The organism is Nonomuraea sp. NPDC059007 (genome assembly GCF_042740555.1).
Taxonomy (GTDB): Bacteria; Actinomycetota; Actinomycetes; order Streptosporangiales; family Streptosporangiaceae; genus Nonomuraea.
Window position 1 is genome coordinate 131,463 of the sequence record NZ_JBHYJD010000019.1, and the last position, 14,946, is coordinate 146,408.

A 14,946-nucleotide genomic window follows, 5' to 3' on the forward strand; every position below is an offset into this window, starting at 1 on the left:
GAAGACATGGGCGAGTTCGACGCTGAGCGCTTCCACAAGGACGTGGCCTTCTTCCTGGGCCTTGCAGCACCGGATGACCCGTACACGGAAGCGGCTCGCGCGCTGAAGAAGGCATACGACGCCTTCCTCGAAGTCGGCTTCGACGACATCAAGGCCGGATACCTGACCAACACCCTGTTCAAGACCCAGATGGAGGCTGCCTTCAATGCCCGCTAAGAACCCGAGTACTTCGCCGGCCTCGATGCCGAACGAGGCCGAGCTGATCGAGAGAGGCCGCGCCCACCTGAAAGGCAATGGTGCTGTGTTCACCGACATCATGTCCGACGCCGAGCTGCTGAAGCTCGGGCGCGAGCTGGAGGCCGCCGAAAGTGAATGACGAGTACTCGGCAAAGGCGGAGGCCGCGGTGATCTACCTCGAAGACCACGGCTACCTCACATGCTGCCGCGACTGCGACGGCTGGACTGATGACGACCTTGTTTCCTTCTTCGATGACGAGGGGCTGACCCTGGATGACTGATCATGACCGGATGATCGACATGGCGATTGATCACCTCTACGAGAACGACCTGATCATGTGCTGCCTTGAGGATGACGGATGGAGCGATGAGGACTTGCTTCAGTACTTCGAGGAGGAGGGGTTGAGCCTTGAAGGTCACTGACACCTACGCCGACCGCAAGATCACGCTGGAGATGAACGAGCAGGAGGCCACGGACCTGCTTGCCGTTCTCACCTACTACCCAATCGGCAACGAGGTGCGGACGCAGAAGGCCAATGACGCCATCTTCAACCTGACGTCGCTGCTCGACGACCTTCGGATCGGCCTGGCCGTCCGGCCTGACTACGTGCTGGAGCTGTTCAAGTGAGCAAGGACGATCAGAACCTCCTCGCGGGCTGCATCAAGGTTTGCCTGCTCTTCTTCTCCTTTATCGTGCAGCTCATCGCCCTCATTTTCATGATCACCCACTGGTAAGGAGTGCCCTTGTCTGACCCCTTTGCTGACCCCTTTGCTGACGAGCCTGCCGACGAAGCCCAGACCACCACGCCGAAGGAGCGCAAGACCCTGAGCAGCGACAGCGATGCCCCCTACACCGGTACTTTCAAGGCCGGGGGTGGCTTTGATGCCCCCTGGCTCGTGGTGCGAGCTGGCTCGGCCGCGGAGTACCGCCAGTTCGTCACCGAGGCGGAGACAGAGGGCTTGTTCGAGCTGACCAGCAAGGCGGCGAAGAAGTTCGCCGAGTACTACGGCCCCGCCGCCAAGGCCGGTGGTGGTGGTCGACCTGTCGGCGGTCAGCGGCAGACCGCTCCTCAGCGTCGTGCATCCACCCCGCCACCCACCAACGGCCCTGATTGCAACTGCGGTGAGCCTGCTGGCTACGACGAGTGGAAGAGTCAGGCCGGTAAGCAGTGCAAGGCATGGAAGTGTCAGAAGAAGATCGATGACTGGAAGGACCCCGAGGCTTGTGACTTCTTCCAGTGGACCAAGTAGCGATTAGCTCCGCCCTTTGTGGCACTTCATAAATTGATGGGGCTGACCTTCGGGTCGGCCCCATCCCGTGGAGGGAGGAACTATTCGCCAGCTCCAAGCCCGTGTACACGGGTCCGAAGTACTGATCAACATCGTCGAGCGAGACGAAGACCTCGACGGCTTCGTGGAGTTCGTGAAGCGCAACCCGGTGCTTGGCTTCGACACCGAGACCACAGGCGCGAACGTGTACGCCCGCGACTTCCGTTGGCGCCTCGCGCAATTCGGCACCGCACGCGAGAGCTGGGTGTTGCCGGTCGAGCGGAGCGACAAGGCCCGCTACTACGCCAGGCGGGCTCTGGAGGTCGCTGACGGCCTTATCGCCCACAACGCGACCTTTGATCTCCAAGGGGCTGAAAAGGTCCTCGGAATCCCGCTCGGCGACACCTGGGCGAAGACCACGGACACGATGATCCTTTCCCGGCTGGTCGACTCCCGCGACTCCAAGGAAGGAGGCGTAGGCCATTCCCTGGAGAAGCTGACCGGGGCATACATCGACCCGCAGATCGCCGAGGACATCAAGGGCTCGGTTGGCCTTATGGCCAGGCAACTGGGCGTGACCAAGGACGAGTTCTGGCAGGCCGTCCCGCTCGATCACACCGGCTACAACATGTACGCCGGAATGGACCCGGTTCTCGCCTACCGGCTCAAAGGCATCCTGGCTGGCAAAGTACCGGAGTCGGCCCGCGGCTTGATCCGGTACGAGCACGAGATCGCTCGTATCTGTAGCGAGATCAGCCGGAACGGCTTCCTCCTCGATCGGGAGTACACCGAGGCAGCCGCCGAGCGGCTGAGGCTAGAAGAGGAGTACTGGCGACTCCAACTCGAAGAGCTGGTAGCCGAATTCCTGCCCTGGGAAGACCCCGACGACTGGAACCTCAACAGCAACCAGCAGGTTGCCGAGGCCCTGATCTACCTGGGGCATCAGGAGTTCGAGCAGACCGACACCGGTCAGCCGAAGGTGGACGACAAGCTTCTTAGCCGCCTGGCCGCGAACGGCAACCAGCTCGCGCTTGCGGTCAAGGAAGCCAAGAAGGCCGGTAAGTGGCGACAGACCTGGTTCGAGGCGTTCCTTGCCAACGCCGACGAGCACGGCAGGTGTCACGCCTCGATCAACACCATGCAAGCCCGCACGGCGCGCATGAGCATCACCGGGATCCCGGCCCAAACGCTCCCCTCCGGAGACGCATTCGTACGGCACTGCTTCGTAGCCGACGAAGGACACGTCATTGCCTCGGTCGATTACGCGGCCATGGAACTGCGGGTCCTGGCCGCCAGAAGCGGAGACAAGGCCATGCGCCGCGCCTTCGCCCAGGGCGAGGACCTGCATTGGATGACCGCTAGGGCAGCATTCGGCCCAGACGCAAATGAGAAACACCGGAAAATTAGCAAGGTCGTAAACTTTGGTCGAGTTTACGGCGGCGGGCCAAAGGTTGTTGTTGAGCAAACCGGCATCGACATGGCAACTGCACAAATGGTCATTGCTGGATTCGATGCCGCGTACCCCGGTGTAAAGCGATACTCCGACCAGCTACAAAGCGAAGCCCGTCGATACGGCTACATCACGACCATGACGGGCCGAAGGCTCTATGTAGATCGAAAGCGCGCCTACAGCGCGTTGAACTACGACATCCAATCGAGTAGCCGGGACGTCCTAGGGCGAGGTCTTATCCGGATGGACAAGAAGGGGCTGACACCCTATCTGCGCCTGCTCATTCATGACGAAGTCGTTGCTTCGCTCCCCGTAGAGCACGCAGAGACGGGCGCTCTAATGATTGCCCGATGTATGAAAGCCACGCTCGGGGGCGTGGAAGTTCCAACCGATCCAGAGATTGGAGGCCGATCATGGGGGAGTCTGTACGAGATGGCCGCGTGATGGACGAGCTTGATGCCGAGTGGGTATGTCCCTGCGCTCTCTGTGCCTCGCAGGATTTCATCACTCGCTGAGCGTTTTCACTAAGAGAGTTTGGAGTAGGACACGTGCAGGTCACCCTTATTGGCTCGACAACCGCAGACCTCTACAACATGCGAAAGGCAACTGAGTTCGCCTGGGATCCCGGCTGGGCAAGCACAGAGGCCGATGACCTCGCCGAGTTTGCGGGCCGAGCCTGCTACCAGAGCTGGAACAAGCCCAACCCCGAGACGAGGGAGAACGCCGACTACCTCCGCTCAACCATCCATGAGAAGGGACATGAGTCCATCGCAGCCCACGCCTCTGCGACGTTCTATATCGAAGGTGTGAGCCGGAATCTGACCCATGAGCTTATCCGGCACCGCTGGTTGGCTTTCTCGGAGCTGTCACAGCGGTATGTGGATATGCACGACTCTCAAATGGTTATCCCTCCAGCTATTCGAGGGTTGGACCATGAATACGAACTTCACGAAGAGTACAACTACATGCTTGCCGCCTATGAGGACCTTGTTCGAGTGCTGGAGCGCAGGTACGTGACTGGTAAACAGGCCCGAGAGGCTGCAAGAGCGGTCCTTCCTGGCGGTGTCGAGACGAAAATCGTGGTCTCCGGCAACATGAGGGCCTGGCGTGACTTCCTGAAACAGCGATGGAGCGCCCAGGCGGACGCTGAGATCCGAGAATTGGCCGGACATCTGCTCAATGAGCTGCGAAGGCTAGCCCCAAACACCTTCGCAGACATCCCCGAGAAGCCGTACGGCATCCAGGATGCTGAATGAGTGCCAACGAAGCCTCGAAGACGGCAATCTCGGGTGAGATCAGAGCAATTCTGGGCGAACGATTCAACTACTGGCGTGGCGAAGGCGAACGGGCAGTCTTGTATCGCGACTTTCACCGTGCACAGCAAGCCGTCTATGTCCTTCACGAACTCGAAGTCCTTGAAGACCGGATTGGAGACCTTTAATGGCTGAATTCTTTGGTGCGCTGCTCTTCACAGTAGCGCTGCTGCTAGCACTCTCCATGCTGATGCCAGCCTTCCTCTGGTGGTTCGAGGTTGCAACCGAGTGGGTCGAGATCCAGCGCAAGAAGCGGGCAGCCCGCAGGTGAGTTGGGGCGGATACATCCCCGGCAGCCTGCTCCGTGACTCCCTGGCCTCTGCGGAGGCCGGGGGGTTCCCCTCGAACCCCGAAGACAAGCCCATCGGGTACTGGCTCTGCGTCACCTGCAAGGCGACGCACGATCACGAGACGCCGCCACTGGGCGACGGATGCGGCGGTTTTCTTGGTCATTCCTGGCAGCGGATCGACGAGTGTCTGAACTGCGACGGACGGGCTTGTATGGCGTGCGTCAGCAGAGAGCAGCACGACGAGTGCCAGGAGGACTGTCCGCGTTGCTGCGCCTGGGCCGATGAAGTCGAGGTTGAGGTAGTGACCTTCGAGGGGAACCAGTACACGATCAACCCTCGCCCCAAGCCCGGCCAAGTACTTAGCCGGCCTGCCTGGCACGAGTACTTCCTTGGCATCGCGGAGGCCGTGGCAGCCCGCGGTGACTGTCGTCGCCGACAGGTGGGCGCCGTCGTGGTCGACCAGTATCGACGCATCGTAAGTACTGGATACAACGGGACCTGGATCGGCGGCCCGAGCTGCTTGGCGGGAGATTGCCCGAGGGCCATGTCTAGTGTTGAGCCTGGAAGTTCTTACGACACCGGTCCTGGCACATGCCTCTCCACGCACGCGGAAGCCAATGCGTTGCTTTATGCCGGAGTAGCCCTAACGAGGACCCATTCCTTGTACGTGACAGCAACTCCCTGTGGGGGCTGCGCCAGGCTCATTCGTGGAGCTGGTATCGCGCTAGTGGTTACCCCTAACGGCAAGTACTCGCCTATGGATCTCTGAGAACACAACACATAGAGCCCTCAGCGGAAGGCATGCTGAGGGCTCTACGCATTTTCGAGGTACGGAAGGCCGTACCCGACCAGACGTTCAGGCAGAAGGGGAAGCGCCTGAACGTCCTGGGGGATGGCTGACCGGCCCCTCCTGGACGCACCCCCGGTTGCCGGTCAGCCATCCGAGGGTGACCACGTCCGCGGTTGCATGTGGTAGTCGTGGTCACCCGCTCTCGGGAATGCGACAGGGCAGGTCTGCGCACCCGCGCCGTCGCGTTGGTCCCGAGAAGTCATTCAGCTCGCCCACTAGGGCTCATACGGAGTCAGGCGGCACGAGGGGACGCTACCGCGAGAACTCGGCCGATGTGTTCGGCTGCGCGATCGGGGTGGGCAACCTCGACGATCGGCGCCGCCCAGGACCACCAGAAGAACCACGTACCCTCTCGCGGTGCCGCTGACAGAACTTCAACCAGCGTTGTCGCCTCTGGATTGATCACCCTCAGGCGCGGCAGCCGTCCCACCTCGGTCAGCACTCGGGCGAGGAGGCCCCGGTCTTCCAGTAGCTGCTCAAGCTCGGTGAGGTAGACGCTGGCCTGGTCGGCGATTGCCGTTGGAATGGGTTCGGGCATGGTCGACTCCGAGGATAGTCACGGGAAGGGAAGGGGGACGCCGGCCATTTGTGGCGGCGGTCGATCAGATTCAAGAGCCGAACAGCGAACGGCGGCGAGCTGCGCGGCGGCGGTTTCTCCATCGGCTCCCGAGCACCGCGCCGAGAAAAAGGCTCGGCCCTCCGATAATCACCGCGACCGTTATGGGCACGGGGATGCTGTCAGGCGTGGCGGTGATCCAGCCCACGTAGGCGGCGGTGATCAGCACCGGGGTAAGCATGAAAAGGTGATGACGGCGCACAACATCACCTCTCGGGGATCGTGGTGGTGGTTTAAGCCCCTGCCATGGCGGCTGCGCGGTGCCATGGCAGGGGCAACCTCGGCTCATGACCAATAGCCGAGGGGAAGGGCATATGAGCACCTGGTATTGGGTGACGAGCCCCTGCTCATATGCCAGGGCTATGCGGGGAAACCGCTAAAGAGATCAAAATCCAATCCGATGTCGTCTTCGGACGGATCGATGCTAATCAGGCATCGGACGACCCGATGGTTTGAGCCGGAGACGAGATAGGTCTCCCAGCGCCCCTTGGAGAATTTATCGACGAGGGCGAGCCCACGACCACCCTCCATGCGTGCGCTCTGGTCCTTGGACTGAAACGGGATGAGATACGGCAACGACGCCTGAGACCCCGGATCGGTGACCTCCACGCAGAAGTCGTCCGAGCCCTCAAGCAGCCGGAGATCAAGCCAGCGATTCTTGGTGCAGAGGTCAGCATGCTTAACGCCGTTGGTAAGCAGCTCCGACGTCACCAGCGTCAGCGCGAAGAGGGCCGGGCAGTCATTCCCAACCCACTTAGTAATGGCATCTCGGCCGTGGCCTGGAGCCATAAGAGAGCGAACAAGGCGTTCCGCTCCAATGACGACCAGGTCCTCATCCTCGACTCCAACACGCTGTGCCAGTGGGGGCACTCGACTCACCGCCTGTCGTGTTTGTCCCATAAGTCCCCCCGCACGTATCGCAAGCATTCTCCGGGCCGATGTGAGATGCCGGTGTCCGGTACCCGCATTGGCCTCGTTGCCTCTTCATAGAATGCTGTCTAGGAGGTATTTTGTGGGCAGACTTCGGGGGACACTCATGCGGCAACCTGTCGGATAGATGGGTGTGGCATACGCGGGATGATGTGGGACCGGCCAACCGGAGGGCGAAATGCCTGCGCCTCGCGCACTTGATCCAACCAAGAGCAGAGCAGCCGCTTTCGGCGCTGAGCTGCGTAGACTCCGCGAAGCGGCGGACCTTACTCAGGAGCAACTTGCGCAACAAGCCGGATACTCAGTTAGTCAGGTCGGGTCCGTTGAGCTGGGCAAGAGGCCCCCTACGCCCCCCTTTCTGGACGGAGTCGAAAGGGTTTTCGGACCAGGACTGCGGGACGTATGGGCTGCACTGTCGAACCCCAGGGACAAGGCGCCGAAGTGGTTTCGTGGCTGGTTGGAAGAGGAGGAGGCCGCCACAGCACTCTTCAGTTGGGCGCCGATGGTCGTTCCCGGCCTGTTGCAGACCAGGGCCTACGCGCAGGTTCTCCTTCGATGCGAACCGGGTACCCGTCCCGAGCAAGTCAACGCACTCGTCGAATCGCGGCTGGCTCGGCAAGCGATCCTCACCCGCACTGACCCCCCGATTTTCCGAGTGCTCCTCGACGAAGGAGTACTCAGCCGGCCGATCGGGAGTACCGAGGTCATGAGGGAGCAGTTGGAGCGCTTGTCGGAGGCTATCGAAACACCACACATCGCACTTCAGATCGTCCCCCTTGGTGCGAGCGCCGGTCTGAACGGTGCTATCGCCATCGCGCAGTCATCCGTCAGGCGTACACAGGCGGTATACTTCGAGACGGCCGGAGAACCGGTTGTAACAAGCAATTCCAGCGTGGTCACCCAGGCTACGATGAAGCTGGACGCCATCAGGGCAGAAGCCCTTCCGCGTACCGCATCGGCCGAGTTGATCCGGAAGTGGTTGGTGGAAAAATGGACCTGACATCCGAGCTGGAGACCGCGGCCTGGCGCAAGGCACAACGATCGGGTACCAACGGCGGTGACTGCCTTGAGGTAGCGCCACTGTCCAATGGACACGTCGGTATCCGTGACACAGAAGCCCCTGACCAGGCCCCTTTTGTGGTCCGTGGCGAAGTCTGGGCCGCGTTCGTTCATGGAGCGAAGAACGGCGAGTTCGACTTCTAGACGCATCCAATCCCCACTAAGACCCCCGGTGCGACAGCCGGGGGTCTTTTGCGTTCCATCACACATATTCAAGTTGTCATACGTCGGACAGGTCCCACATCTGGATCAACCACCGGTCGCCGCCTACTGTCAGAGCGAGTGTCCCGATTAAGGAGGAAAGATCCCTTATGGTCGACAACACCCCACTCACCCGAGCAGGTGACCGATTCCCCATCGGCCTCCCCGGACACACCGTCCCCCTCTCCGCCGAAGCCCCCACGGTCGACCGTCCCTGGGGGATGGACTGTGCCACCGTGACGACCCTCCCGCCCACAACCGACAAGCACGGGAAGCCCACCAAAACCTCTACTCAGAGCAGGCCGACCAAGAACAACGTCGATGGAAAGGTTGAGAACGACACAACGACTGTGACCGTGACCGACTGATGATTCTCATCCTCGCCAGCGAGGAATCCTCAGAAGCTCAACACGTCGCCCGCGCCCTAGCCAGCCGCGGAGAGGTCCCACAGTGGTTCGACACTGCTTGGTTCCCCGCCCAGGCTGGCCTCACGGCCGAGCTGACCCCGCAGGGCTGGAAGGGGGCGCTAACAACTCCCCAGGCCGTCATCGACCTCGAAGACATTTCGGCGATCTACTACCGCCAGTCGCAGCCGTACAGCTTCCCCGCCAACCTCAGCGAGCCGGAGCGAAGGTTCGCCACCATCGAAACAAGATTCGGTCTCGGCGGCCTGCTGGCATCCCTACCAGCCCATTGGGTATCCCACCCCTCCCACACTGCCGACGCTGAATACCGCATCAACCAGATGGCATCAGCCGCAGCCGTGGGCTTCGCCGTACCTGCGTCCCTGCTGACGAACGAACTCCACCAGGCGCGGCGATTCGTGACCGCGCAACCCAACGGAGCGGTCTACAAGACCATCATGCATAAGATCATCAGCGAGGAGAACCAGGTCAAGCTGATCCACACGACCGCTATTGACTCCAGCACGATCGATCAGCGAATCAACGTCGCGCCCCACCTCTTCCAACACAACGTCGAAAAGGCATTTGATGCCCGCGTGGTCGCCACCAGCGACGGAACATGCCTAGGCGTTGCGATCCACACCCGCCATCCAGGCGCCCGCCAGGACTGGACCACCGGGTACAGCCATCTGACCTACGAGGCCACCGAGATCCCAGTGTTGGTGCGTCAGCGTTGCCAGGCGCTCCTAGCGCTCCTCCAAATCGAGGTCGGAGCCTTCGACTTCTCCATAGACTCAGACGGCTCATGGTGGTTTCTGGAGGTCAACCCAAGCGGGGCCTGGGCATGGATCGCAGAGGAAGCTCAGCTCCCCATCGCCGAAGCCATCGCCGATCTACTCATGAAGGGCAACGCCCGATGACGCACGACCCAAGCAGCTCCGCACCCTGGCGTTCCCACGCAAAACGCCTAGCGCAGCAGCTCTCACAAAGCGGTGCGCTCTCGGACTCGGCCTGGCATGACGCACTGGCCCAAGTGCCACGCCACCTCTTCATTCCTGACTTCTACCTGCACACCGGCATGGACGCAGAGGACGAACGCAAGGGCACACACTTCACCCCCGAGACCCCTGGCTACCTAGACGCCGTCTACTCCGACCAGACGTTGGTGACTCAGTTCATCGAGTACAACGGCTGGCCGTGGCCCACCAGCTCTAGTACCGCACCGTCGCTCATGCTCCGCATGTTGCAGGACCTCCACGTACACGACGGCATGACCGTACTCGAAGTAGGGACGGGTACCGGGTACAACGCCGGCCTCCTCTCTCAGAGACTCGGTGCCGACCGCGTCACGAGCATCGACATCGATCCAGAACTCGTGGCCCTGGCGGGTCCACGGCTCCAGGAGGCGGGCTTTCATCCAACTCTCGCAGTTGGAGATGGGCGTAATGGCTTTCCTGAGGGAGCCCCCTTCGACCGCCTGATTGCGACTGTCGCCTTCGACCAGATCCCCTTGAACTGGGTACAGCAGGTCAAGCCGAAAGGTGTCATCGTCTGCGATCTGCGCCACGGTGGGGCGCCGTGGTCCGGCGCTCTCGCCAAGCTTGAAGTGGGCGGCGATCAAACTGCCAGCGGCAACCTCCTGGCGTGTCCGGTGGGGTTCATGTCCGCGCGTACCCAGGTAGGAACGCCGGGTACCTCTAGCGCCGTCTCCATAGACAAGACGACATGCCACGGGCGAGAGACCCGCGTCGGCGGAAGCAGCGCCATGTCACCCGGCCTTGCCCTAAGCATCTGGCAGCGCATTCCGAATCTCGTCGTCTACCCCGGAGAGGACACATTCACCATCGTTTCGGGGGACTCCTGGGCAGAGGTGTCCCTCCACGAGCCCACGCAGGTCACCTACAGTGGCCCAGAGGACCTCTGGGCCGTCGTCGAAGAGACGCATGCCTGGTGGCGTGCCTCCGGCCAGCCCGAGGTACAGCGATATGGCATCACCGTTACTCCAGACAGGCAATGGGTCTGGCTGGATACTCCGGACCGGCCGGTAGCTGTCTAGCTGTTCGCAACTTTGGCTACTCGGCCCCGCGGCTCTGAAGGCCGGCAAAGTACTTCTGACCTGCGGTACCTTTGTGTAGAGTACTGATTACTGGGAGTCCCAGACCCGTACTTATTCAGAGGAAGCAGCCCCAGGCGAGCCCCTGGAGTACTTTGTGGCCAATACCCCCAGTGTAACGCTTTGATAACGTATGAAATCATCATAAATCGGACATAATACACAAATAGTATTAATAGGATTATCCGGTATATAGCGCACTAAATACGCATAACGTGCAAAGCGTACATATAGTATATATAGTACTTACGATGATATAGCAGTCATCTAGCCCATAGTGCGCTAAACAAGCACTATACGTGCATATCGAATAAAGCGCTCATAATATCCCATACTACATAAATGGGATATCTCTCTATGTGAGACGAATTCTCTCAAATCATGGACATAACGAGTGGGTAACGTAGACTCATCTGGGTTGTGGCACTCTATTAATTGTTGGTAAGCTAGGGCTACGCCCGAAGGGGACGGAACGAAAGTAGGTGGTACGGATGATCGCGAGAGGCCCCCCGCGTAGTCGGGAGAAGGGAAGCGCAGGGCGGAACACGCCAAGTGCTCTATTGAGCATGCGCTCGTAAGGGGAGCCCGAGGCCCTTGACCCTCCAGGCAGACCGCCGATACAGGCGTGGGCTGCACGTCCTTTGCGACGGCTACTTGAGAACTGCATAGTGCTATGACGTGTTCGCACGCACATTTGCCCGCGCATGTGGCGCGGAAGAACCAAACGCCGTTCCTCCCGACAGTTGTTAGGTCACATCGGAACAAAGTACGGCTGGTTGACCTAGGGTCATTCGTACTTTGAGTGGCCACGTAAGACGAGACAACATATGGACTCTCGTTAGGCCGGTAGTGCGGAGTTAGAGCCGATCATCCTCCGCCTTTTTCTTTCCCTGATGTGGCACTACATCAATTGAGAGAAGAGTCATGAACTGGAATATCCGTCAGTCCGTTGCCAAGGACGGCAAGGTCGTGAAGTTGGTCGAGATTGAGGCCGACGAATACCAGACCGTTGTCTTTGACGAATCGGACGGCAAGTTGAGGGTGATCATCACCCTCCCGGCCGACAGGAACACCGACATAACCGGGTTCTTGGAGCAAGAGACGACTCCGAGTAGGTGAGTCGTCAGTCCCTAGCGGGTTCGCCGTACGCAGCAAAGCACCTAGGGACGCGTACACAGTCTCTCATCATAGAAAGGCCCGATCATGCGTACTCACAGCCCGCGTGAGATTGCCTCGTGGTTTCAGTCGCCAGGTACGGACGGCTACAGATTCGCCGCTTACGCCTCAACCGGAACGATCCTTGACGGCCTGGCGGATGACGTAATCCGGGAAATCACCTCTGAGACCCATGACGAAGAAACCGTGGTGTTCCTGTGGAGACTCCACCGCTACATCCGTACTTCTGTCTGAGAAGGGAAGAACTTCCGGTGAACTGCACTCTGTGCATGCTCTGGGGCAAGACCAAGCCCGCTGAGTATCTCGGCGCATGGGGCGACGGCAAGACGGCGTACGCATGTCTGGCATGCAAGCAATCAGGCTTTGCATGGGGCCGTGGCGAACCCAAGCCGCTCACTACCGCACTCGCATTTGCAATCCAGTTCTCTCACTAACCATCCGAGGAGAGTAGCCATGACCATGATTCAGTTCCTTGTCCCGCTGGGGTTCCCAGCAAGGAATTCGCGTTGGGCACCTGTCGAGATTGAGGGCCGAGGGCATGAGGCATGGGAGATTACCGAGTCTCCTAAGGTGACCATGTTCCGACTCAAGTACTCCGAGACGACTACCTACATCGTCCGTGTCAAGGCCGATGAGGTCATGGCCGAACTGATCGGTTGGGATCGCTTGCCGGGGCGGCGGTCCATTTTCCGCGAGGTCTACCCGCCTGACACCGACATTGCCCACGTGATTGATGACCTGAGCACGGCGCATGTGTGGGCGCTGCTCGGCATCCACCCGGATCAGCGTCGCACGGCGGCGTAGTAGGCCGTACCAGCTCGCCGGCGAAGTACTCAAGCCTGGGCCGGAGTAGGCCCGTCCCAGGCGCCCCCATGCCCTCAATCCGCGGAAGGCGGTTCCCCATGACGTACGGCGTTGTGTCTGAGTCCACGCAAGCCCTTGACCCTGAACTGTTCCGACTCGCCACCGACTTCACCTTTGTCGAGTGGGACTCTGACCAGGAACCGGCTGGTGATGAGTGGCACCTGACAGAGGGGTTCTATGAGACCCCTGATGGTCGCCAGTTCGTTGAGTCCGACCTGATGGAGATCAGCGTCACGGCGTCGGGTGCATTGGATGAGACGTTCCTGATCCTGCCTGCCTACTTCGATTCGGTGTGGAAGGCCCTGTACAACGCTCTCCCCATTCAGGTGTCCGAGCATGAGGAATGGGAGCTGGCTGCCAACTGGGGCGGGAGTCCCGACACAATCGCGCGGGCCGTGGGCGTGGGCTACTCAGCTAAGTGGCGTCAAGACAACCTCGCGGCCTAGGCCGGTTGGGCACTCAGGCGCGTGTACACGCACGCGCCCGACTCCGAGCCTGTCTCTGCCAATCGATCTCTCATCATTCGACAGGAGTACTGGCATGCCCGATGTGGCGATCCACAAGACCTACTTTCACTGGGATGACGTGTGCGACGGGGACATTCCTCAGGACGACACGGAGTCAGAGGACTGGAGCATGGAAGACATTGAGTGGTACGCGGACAGTCACGGCGATTGGGCCGATTTCGATTGTACGGTGTGGCGTCCGCTACCTATTGCGCAGGCTGTTGCCCAGATTCTCATTAACGAGGGCCTGGAGGAGATTGGAAACGCCACCGCCTTCTATCACGTGGATGGGTCCTACATCGTTGACAACTACACAGGCAAGCGTGTGGAGGTTTCCGGCCACATCCACGATTTCGATGATGAGACTGCCCGCGAGATTCACCGGCTGATCGAGTCCGGGGAAGAACGGCGACGCATGTACGGAAAGGCTGCTTGATGGACTGTCCTGACCCTTGCTATGGCGAACCGTCCAACTACTTCGTTGAGCTGGATTGGGGGATGCATAGTGAGACTCGCCAATACCACGCCTGCAACCGTGACCAAGCATTCGAGTATGGGCGGAACATTGCCCACACCACTGGAGGCGTGGAGTCCTACTTTGTGTGGGCTCAGAAGGGTCCTAGCGCAGGAGATTGCACCCTGTTGACCGACCGAATCATGATCGATGGCCAAAGCCGATGAATGGAGAAGCAGTGAACATGCCAGAGCCCATCAAGGCAATGAAGATCACGCCTAAGAAGGAACTCTTCCCACAAGGTCAGAGCGCAGTCTATGAGTTTGCCCGCAAGTGTGTGATCGGGCAGGAGTTGCGCGATTCCCTGACTGAGGATCAGCGGATGCTCGCTGACGACATGGCGGCGTTCGCCCGTGTTGCTGATCTGTTGATCACTCACGCGGACCACGAGAGGACCCTTGACGAGATCTTCGGGATTCCCGAAATGCGCTCGCTGATGGCGCTTGCCCTAACGGTCGCAAGCTATTGGGAGCGGAACGCCTCCACAGTTAGCGGTTCATCCTACGGACGCGAGTACGCGGATGTGCTTCGCGAATACTTCGCCTCACTGCCTGGAGCCTCGAATGGCTGAGGTCAAGCCGATTGCTGACGTTCGCAAGGGTGACCACATTCGAGTGATCGGTACTCGCAAATGGACGTACGTGACCGCCGAGCCCTTCCCGCACCCCAAATGGCCGGAAACGTCGATTGTCATTCCGACCATTGACGACAACGGCAAGGACCGGCTTGAAGGGTGGAACAGCAAGATTGAGGTTGAGTTCAAATGACGCCTGAAGGTAATGCAAGGTGTGGACGAACCTACACGGGCGAAGATGTCATCTCGCTTCACCGGCAGATGAGTCGGAAGCATGCTGAGCAGATAGACGGGCTGATCAAAGCTATTGCCCGTGAGTATGACGCAATGAGAACTGCACTGGGCCTGACTGACTCGGTTATGCGACGCGAGGTGATCAGGGGGGAAATGAACGGAGTTCGACTTTCGCTCTATCAGGTCATGAGAGTGGCCTATCCATGGCATATAAGCGAAGAGCGTGAAGACTGGAATGCGCTTGAGGCCCTGGTTGTGAAGGCCATTGCCGACGCTCGAAATGAGGGGAACTAGCCATGGAAAGCGAATGGATTCACTCGTATTGCCCTGACTGTCAGTGTGAGAT

Annotated in this window: 26 protein-coding genes and 1 pseudogene; 24 read left to right on the forward strand and 3 right to left on the reverse strand. The window is 59.9% G+C overall.

The features are described from left to right. Nucleotides 1–6: 6 nt before the first annotated feature. From ACFWY5_RS29640 to ACFWY5_RS29690, 11 genes are all read left to right on the forward strand, one after another. Nucleotides 7–216 (forward strand): hypothetical protein, encoded by a 210-nt coding sequence (locus ACFWY5_RS29640; RefSeq protein ID WP_379635756.1) that lies wholly within the window; start codon nucleotides 7–9, stop codon nucleotides 214–216. Between the two features lie 25 nt (nucleotides 217–241). Then, entirely contained in the window at nucleotides 242–376 is a 135-nt protein-coding gene (locus ACFWY5_RS29645) for a hypothetical protein (RefSeq protein WP_379635758.1), read from the forward strand. Then, complete coding sequence (locus ACFWY5_RS29650) at nucleotides 369–518, forward strand: hypothetical protein (protein ID WP_379635760.1); 150 nt, start codon at nucleotides 369–371, stop codon at nucleotides 516–518. The genes ACFWY5_RS29645 and ACFWY5_RS29650 overlap by 8 nt, the downstream gene beginning before the upstream one ends. 10 nt (nucleotides 519–528) lie before the next feature. Then, nucleotides 529–660, forward strand: coding sequence for a hypothetical protein (locus tag ACFWY5_RS29655; protein ID WP_379635762.1), 132 nt, complete (start codon nucleotides 529–531; stop codon nucleotides 658–660). Beyond that, nucleotides 647–865, forward strand: coding sequence for a hypothetical protein (locus tag ACFWY5_RS29660; RefSeq protein WP_379635764.1), 219 nt, complete (start codon nucleotides 647–649; stop codon nucleotides 863–865). Before ACFWY5_RS29655 ends, ACFWY5_RS29660 begins: the two co-directional genes overlap by 14 nt. Before the next feature lie 116 nt (nucleotides 866–981). After that, the gene (locus ACFWY5_RS29665) at nucleotides 982–1,488 is read left to right on the forward strand and encodes a hypothetical protein (RefSeq protein WP_379635766.1); all 507 of its coding nucleotides are present in this window, start codon (nucleotides 982–984) and stop codon (nucleotides 1,486–1,488) included. Nucleotides 1,489–1,555: 67 nt separating this feature from the next. Then, a complete protein-coding gene (locus ACFWY5_RS29670) occupies nucleotides 1,556–3,400 on the forward strand; it encodes a DNA polymerase (RefSeq protein ID WP_379635768.1) in 1,845 nt (614 codons plus the stop codon). A gap of 104 nt (nucleotides 3,401–3,504) precedes the next feature. Then, nucleotides 3,505–4,212, forward strand: coding sequence for an FAD-dependent thymidylate synthase (thyX, locus tag ACFWY5_RS29675; protein ID WP_379635770.1), 708 nt, complete (start codon nucleotides 3,505–3,507; stop codon nucleotides 4,210–4,212). Further along, nucleotides 4,209–4,397 carry a hypothetical protein gene (locus tag ACFWY5_RS29680; protein WP_379635772.1) on the forward strand — a complete coding sequence of 63 codons (189 nt, stop codon included), beginning with the start codon at nucleotides 4,209–4,211 and terminating at the stop codon, nucleotides 4,395–4,397. The genes thyX and ACFWY5_RS29680 overlap by 4 nt, the downstream gene beginning before the upstream one ends. Further along, nucleotides 4,397–4,540 (forward strand): hypothetical protein, encoded by a 144-nt coding sequence (locus tag ACFWY5_RS29685; RefSeq protein WP_379635774.1) that lies wholly within the window; start codon nucleotides 4,397–4,399, stop codon nucleotides 4,538–4,540. Before ACFWY5_RS29680 ends, ACFWY5_RS29685 begins: the two co-directional genes overlap by 1 nt. A gap of 230 nt (nucleotides 4,541–4,770) precedes the next feature. Further along, the gene (locus ACFWY5_RS29690) at nucleotides 4,771–5,328 is read left to right on the forward strand and encodes a deoxycytidylate deaminase (protein ID WP_379635887.1); all 558 of its coding nucleotides are present in this window, start codon (nucleotides 4,771–4,773) and stop codon (nucleotides 5,326–5,328) included. Between the two features lie 313 nt (nucleotides 5,329–5,641). On the opposite strand, the gene ACFWY5_RS29695 is transcribed toward ACFWY5_RS29690, so the two are convergent. From ACFWY5_RS29695 to ACFWY5_RS29705, 3 genes are all read right to left on the reverse strand, one after another. Beyond that, nucleotides 5,642–5,947: a hypothetical protein gene (locus ACFWY5_RS29695; RefSeq protein ID WP_379635776.1), complete on the reverse strand. Its 306-nt coding sequence runs from the start codon at nucleotides 5,945–5,947 to the stop codon at nucleotides 5,642–5,644. Between the two features lie 70 nt (nucleotides 5,948–6,017). After that, nucleotides 6,018–6,194, reverse strand: coding sequence for a hypothetical protein (locus ACFWY5_RS29700; RefSeq protein ID WP_379635778.1), 177 nt, complete (start codon nucleotides 6,192–6,194; stop codon nucleotides 6,018–6,020). A 191-nt stretch (nucleotides 6,195–6,385) separates the two neighbouring features. Then, nucleotides 6,386–6,952 (reverse strand): ATP-binding protein, encoded by a 567-nt coding sequence (locus ACFWY5_RS29705; RefSeq protein WP_379635780.1) that lies wholly within the window; start codon nucleotides 6,950–6,952, stop codon nucleotides 6,386–6,388. Nucleotides 6,953–7,133: 181 nt separating this feature from the next. On the opposite strand from ACFWY5_RS29705, the pseudogene ACFWY5_RS29710 reads away from it, so the two are divergent. From ACFWY5_RS29710 to ACFWY5_RS29770, 13 genes and pseudogenes are all read left to right on the forward strand, one after another. Continuing rightward, a pseudogene (locus tag ACFWY5_RS29710) lies at nucleotides 7,134–7,328 on the forward strand (helix-turn-helix domain-containing protein); the annotation flags it as partial. 84 nt (nucleotides 7,329–7,412) lie between these two features. Next, nucleotides 7,413–7,955: a DUF5753 domain-containing protein gene (locus tag ACFWY5_RS29715; RefSeq protein ID WP_379635889.1), complete on the forward strand. Its 543-nt coding sequence runs from the start codon at nucleotides 7,413–7,415 to the stop codon at nucleotides 7,953–7,955. Next, entirely contained in the window at nucleotides 7,946–8,158 is a 213-nt protein-coding gene (locus tag ACFWY5_RS29720) for a DUF397 domain-containing protein (RefSeq protein ID WP_379635782.1), read from the forward strand. The genes ACFWY5_RS29715 and ACFWY5_RS29720 overlap by 10 nt, the downstream gene beginning before the upstream one ends. Before the next feature lie 167 nt (nucleotides 8,159–8,325). Next, the gene (locus tag ACFWY5_RS29725; protein ID WP_379635784.1) at nucleotides 8,326–8,583 is read left to right on the forward strand and encodes a hypothetical protein; all 258 of its coding nucleotides are present in this window, start codon (nucleotides 8,326–8,328) and stop codon (nucleotides 8,581–8,583) included. Next, the gene (locus ACFWY5_RS29730; protein WP_379635786.1) at nucleotides 8,583–9,539 is read left to right on the forward strand and encodes an MvdC/MvdD family ATP grasp protein; all 957 of its coding nucleotides are present in this window, start codon (nucleotides 8,583–8,585) and stop codon (nucleotides 9,537–9,539) included. Before ACFWY5_RS29725 ends, ACFWY5_RS29730 begins: the two co-directional genes overlap by 1 nt. Nucleotides 9,540–9,652: 113 nt before the next feature. Then, complete coding sequence (locus ACFWY5_RS29735; RefSeq protein WP_379635788.1) at nucleotides 9,653–10,675, forward strand: methyltransferase domain-containing protein; 1,023 nt, start codon at nucleotides 9,653–9,655, stop codon at nucleotides 10,673–10,675. 981 nt (nucleotides 10,676–11,656) lie between these two features. After that, nucleotides 11,657–11,851 carry a hypothetical protein gene (locus ACFWY5_RS29740; RefSeq protein WP_379635790.1) on the forward strand — a complete coding sequence of 65 codons (195 nt, stop codon included), beginning with the start codon at nucleotides 11,657–11,659 and terminating at the stop codon, nucleotides 11,849–11,851. A 510-nt stretch (nucleotides 11,852–12,361) separates the two neighbouring features. Then, complete coding sequence (locus ACFWY5_RS29745; protein ID WP_379635792.1) at nucleotides 12,362–12,712, forward strand: hypothetical protein; 351 nt, start codon at nucleotides 12,362–12,364, stop codon at nucleotides 12,710–12,712. A 98-nt stretch (nucleotides 12,713–12,810) separates the two neighbouring features. Continuing rightward, on the forward strand, nucleotides 12,811–13,218 hold the full coding sequence (locus tag ACFWY5_RS29750; RefSeq protein WP_379635794.1) for a hypothetical protein: 408 nt from the start codon (nucleotides 12,811–12,813) through the stop codon (nucleotides 13,216–13,218). A gap of 94 nt (nucleotides 13,219–13,312) precedes the next feature. After that, entirely contained in the window at nucleotides 13,313–13,714 is a 402-nt protein-coding gene (locus tag ACFWY5_RS29755) for a hypothetical protein (protein WP_379635796.1), read from the forward strand. Between the two features lie 262 nt (nucleotides 13,715–13,976). Then, the gene (locus ACFWY5_RS29760; protein WP_379635798.1) at nucleotides 13,977–14,363 is read left to right on the forward strand and encodes a hypothetical protein; all 387 of its coding nucleotides are present in this window, start codon (nucleotides 13,977–13,979) and stop codon (nucleotides 14,361–14,363) included. Next, nucleotides 14,356–14,559, forward strand: a complete 204-nt coding sequence (locus ACFWY5_RS29765) for a hypothetical protein (RefSeq protein ID WP_379635800.1) — start codon at nucleotides 14,356–14,358, stop codon at nucleotides 14,557–14,559. The genes ACFWY5_RS29760 and ACFWY5_RS29765 overlap by 8 nt, the downstream gene beginning before the upstream one ends. Next, nucleotides 14,556–14,894, forward strand: a complete 339-nt coding sequence (locus ACFWY5_RS29770) for a hypothetical protein (RefSeq protein ID WP_379635802.1) — start codon at nucleotides 14,556–14,558, stop codon at nucleotides 14,892–14,894. The genes ACFWY5_RS29765 and ACFWY5_RS29770 overlap by 4 nt, the downstream gene beginning before the upstream one ends. The last annotated feature ends 52 nt before the right edge of the window (nucleotides 14,895–14,946 follow it).

What these genes read in the sequence shown, in the direction of transcription:
- ACFWY5_RS29745 (WP_379635792.1), top strand. Translation starts at nt 12,362, where the DNA reads ATGACCATGATTCAGTTCCTTGTCCCGCTGGGGTTCCCAGCAAGGAAT.
- ACFWY5_RS29750 (WP_379635794.1), top strand. Translation starts at nt 12,811, where the DNA reads ATGACGTACGGCGTTGTGTCTGAGTCCACGCAAGCCCTTGACCCTGAA.
- ACFWY5_RS29770 (WP_379635802.1), top strand. Translation starts at nt 14,556, where the DNA reads ATGACGCCTGAAGGTAATGCAAGGTGTGGACGAACCTACACGGGCGAA.
- ACFWY5_RS29655 (WP_379635762.1), top strand. Translation starts at nt 529, where the DNA reads ATGATCGACATGGCGATTGATCACCTCTACGAGAACGACCTGATCATG.
- ACFWY5_RS29740 (WP_379635790.1), top strand. Translation starts at nt 11,657, where the DNA reads ATGAACTGGAATATCCGTCAGTCCGTTGCCAAGGACGGCAAGGTCGTG.
- ACFWY5_RS29760 (WP_379635798.1), top strand. Translation starts at nt 13,977, where the DNA reads ATGCCAGAGCCCATCAAGGCAATGAAGATCACGCCTAAGAAGGAACTC.
- ACFWY5_RS29685 (WP_379635774.1), top strand. Translation starts at nt 4,397, where the DNA reads ATGGCTGAATTCTTTGGTGCGCTGCTCTTCACAGTAGCGCTGCTGCTA.
- ACFWY5_RS29765 (WP_379635800.1), top strand. Translation starts at nt 14,356, where the DNA reads ATGGCTGAGGTCAAGCCGATTGCTGACGTTCGCAAGGGTGACCACATT.
- ACFWY5_RS29705 (WP_379635780.1), bottom strand. Translation starts at nt 6,952, where the DNA reads ATGCTTGCGATACGTGCGGGGGGACTTATGGGACAAACACGACAGGCG.
- ACFWY5_RS29640 (WP_379635756.1), top strand. Translation starts at nt 7, where the DNA reads ATGGGCGAGTTCGACGCTGAGCGCTTCCACAAGGACGTGGCCTTCTTC.
- ACFWY5_RS29695 (WP_379635776.1), bottom strand. Translation starts at nt 5,947, where the DNA reads ATGCCCGAACCCATTCCAACGGCAATCGCCGACCAGGCCAGCGTCTAC.
- ACFWY5_RS29730 (WP_379635786.1), top strand. Translation starts at nt 8,583, where the DNA reads ATGATTCTCATCCTCGCCAGCGAGGAATCCTCAGAAGCTCAACACGTC.
- ACFWY5_RS29755 (WP_379635796.1), top strand. Translation starts at nt 13,313, where the DNA reads ATGCCCGATGTGGCGATCCACAAGACCTACTTTCACTGGGATGACGTG.
- ACFWY5_RS29720 (WP_379635782.1), top strand. Translation starts at nt 7,946, where the DNA reads ATGGACCTGACATCCGAGCTGGAGACCGCGGCCTGGCGCAAGGCACAA.
- ACFWY5_RS29645 (WP_379635758.1), top strand. Translation starts at nt 242, where the DNA reads ATGCCGAACGAGGCCGAGCTGATCGAGAGAGGCCGCGCCCACCTGAAA.
- ACFWY5_RS29680 (WP_379635772.1), top strand. Translation starts at nt 4,209, where the DNA reads ATGAGTGCCAACGAAGCCTCGAAGACGGCAATCTCGGGTGAGATCAGA.
- ACFWY5_RS29690 (WP_379635887.1), top strand. Translation starts at nt 4,771, where the DNA reads ATGGCGTGCGTCAGCAGAGAGCAGCACGACGAGTGCCAGGAGGACTGT.
- ACFWY5_RS29725 (WP_379635784.1), top strand. Translation starts at nt 8,326, where the DNA reads ATGGTCGACAACACCCCACTCACCCGAGCAGGTGACCGATTCCCCATC.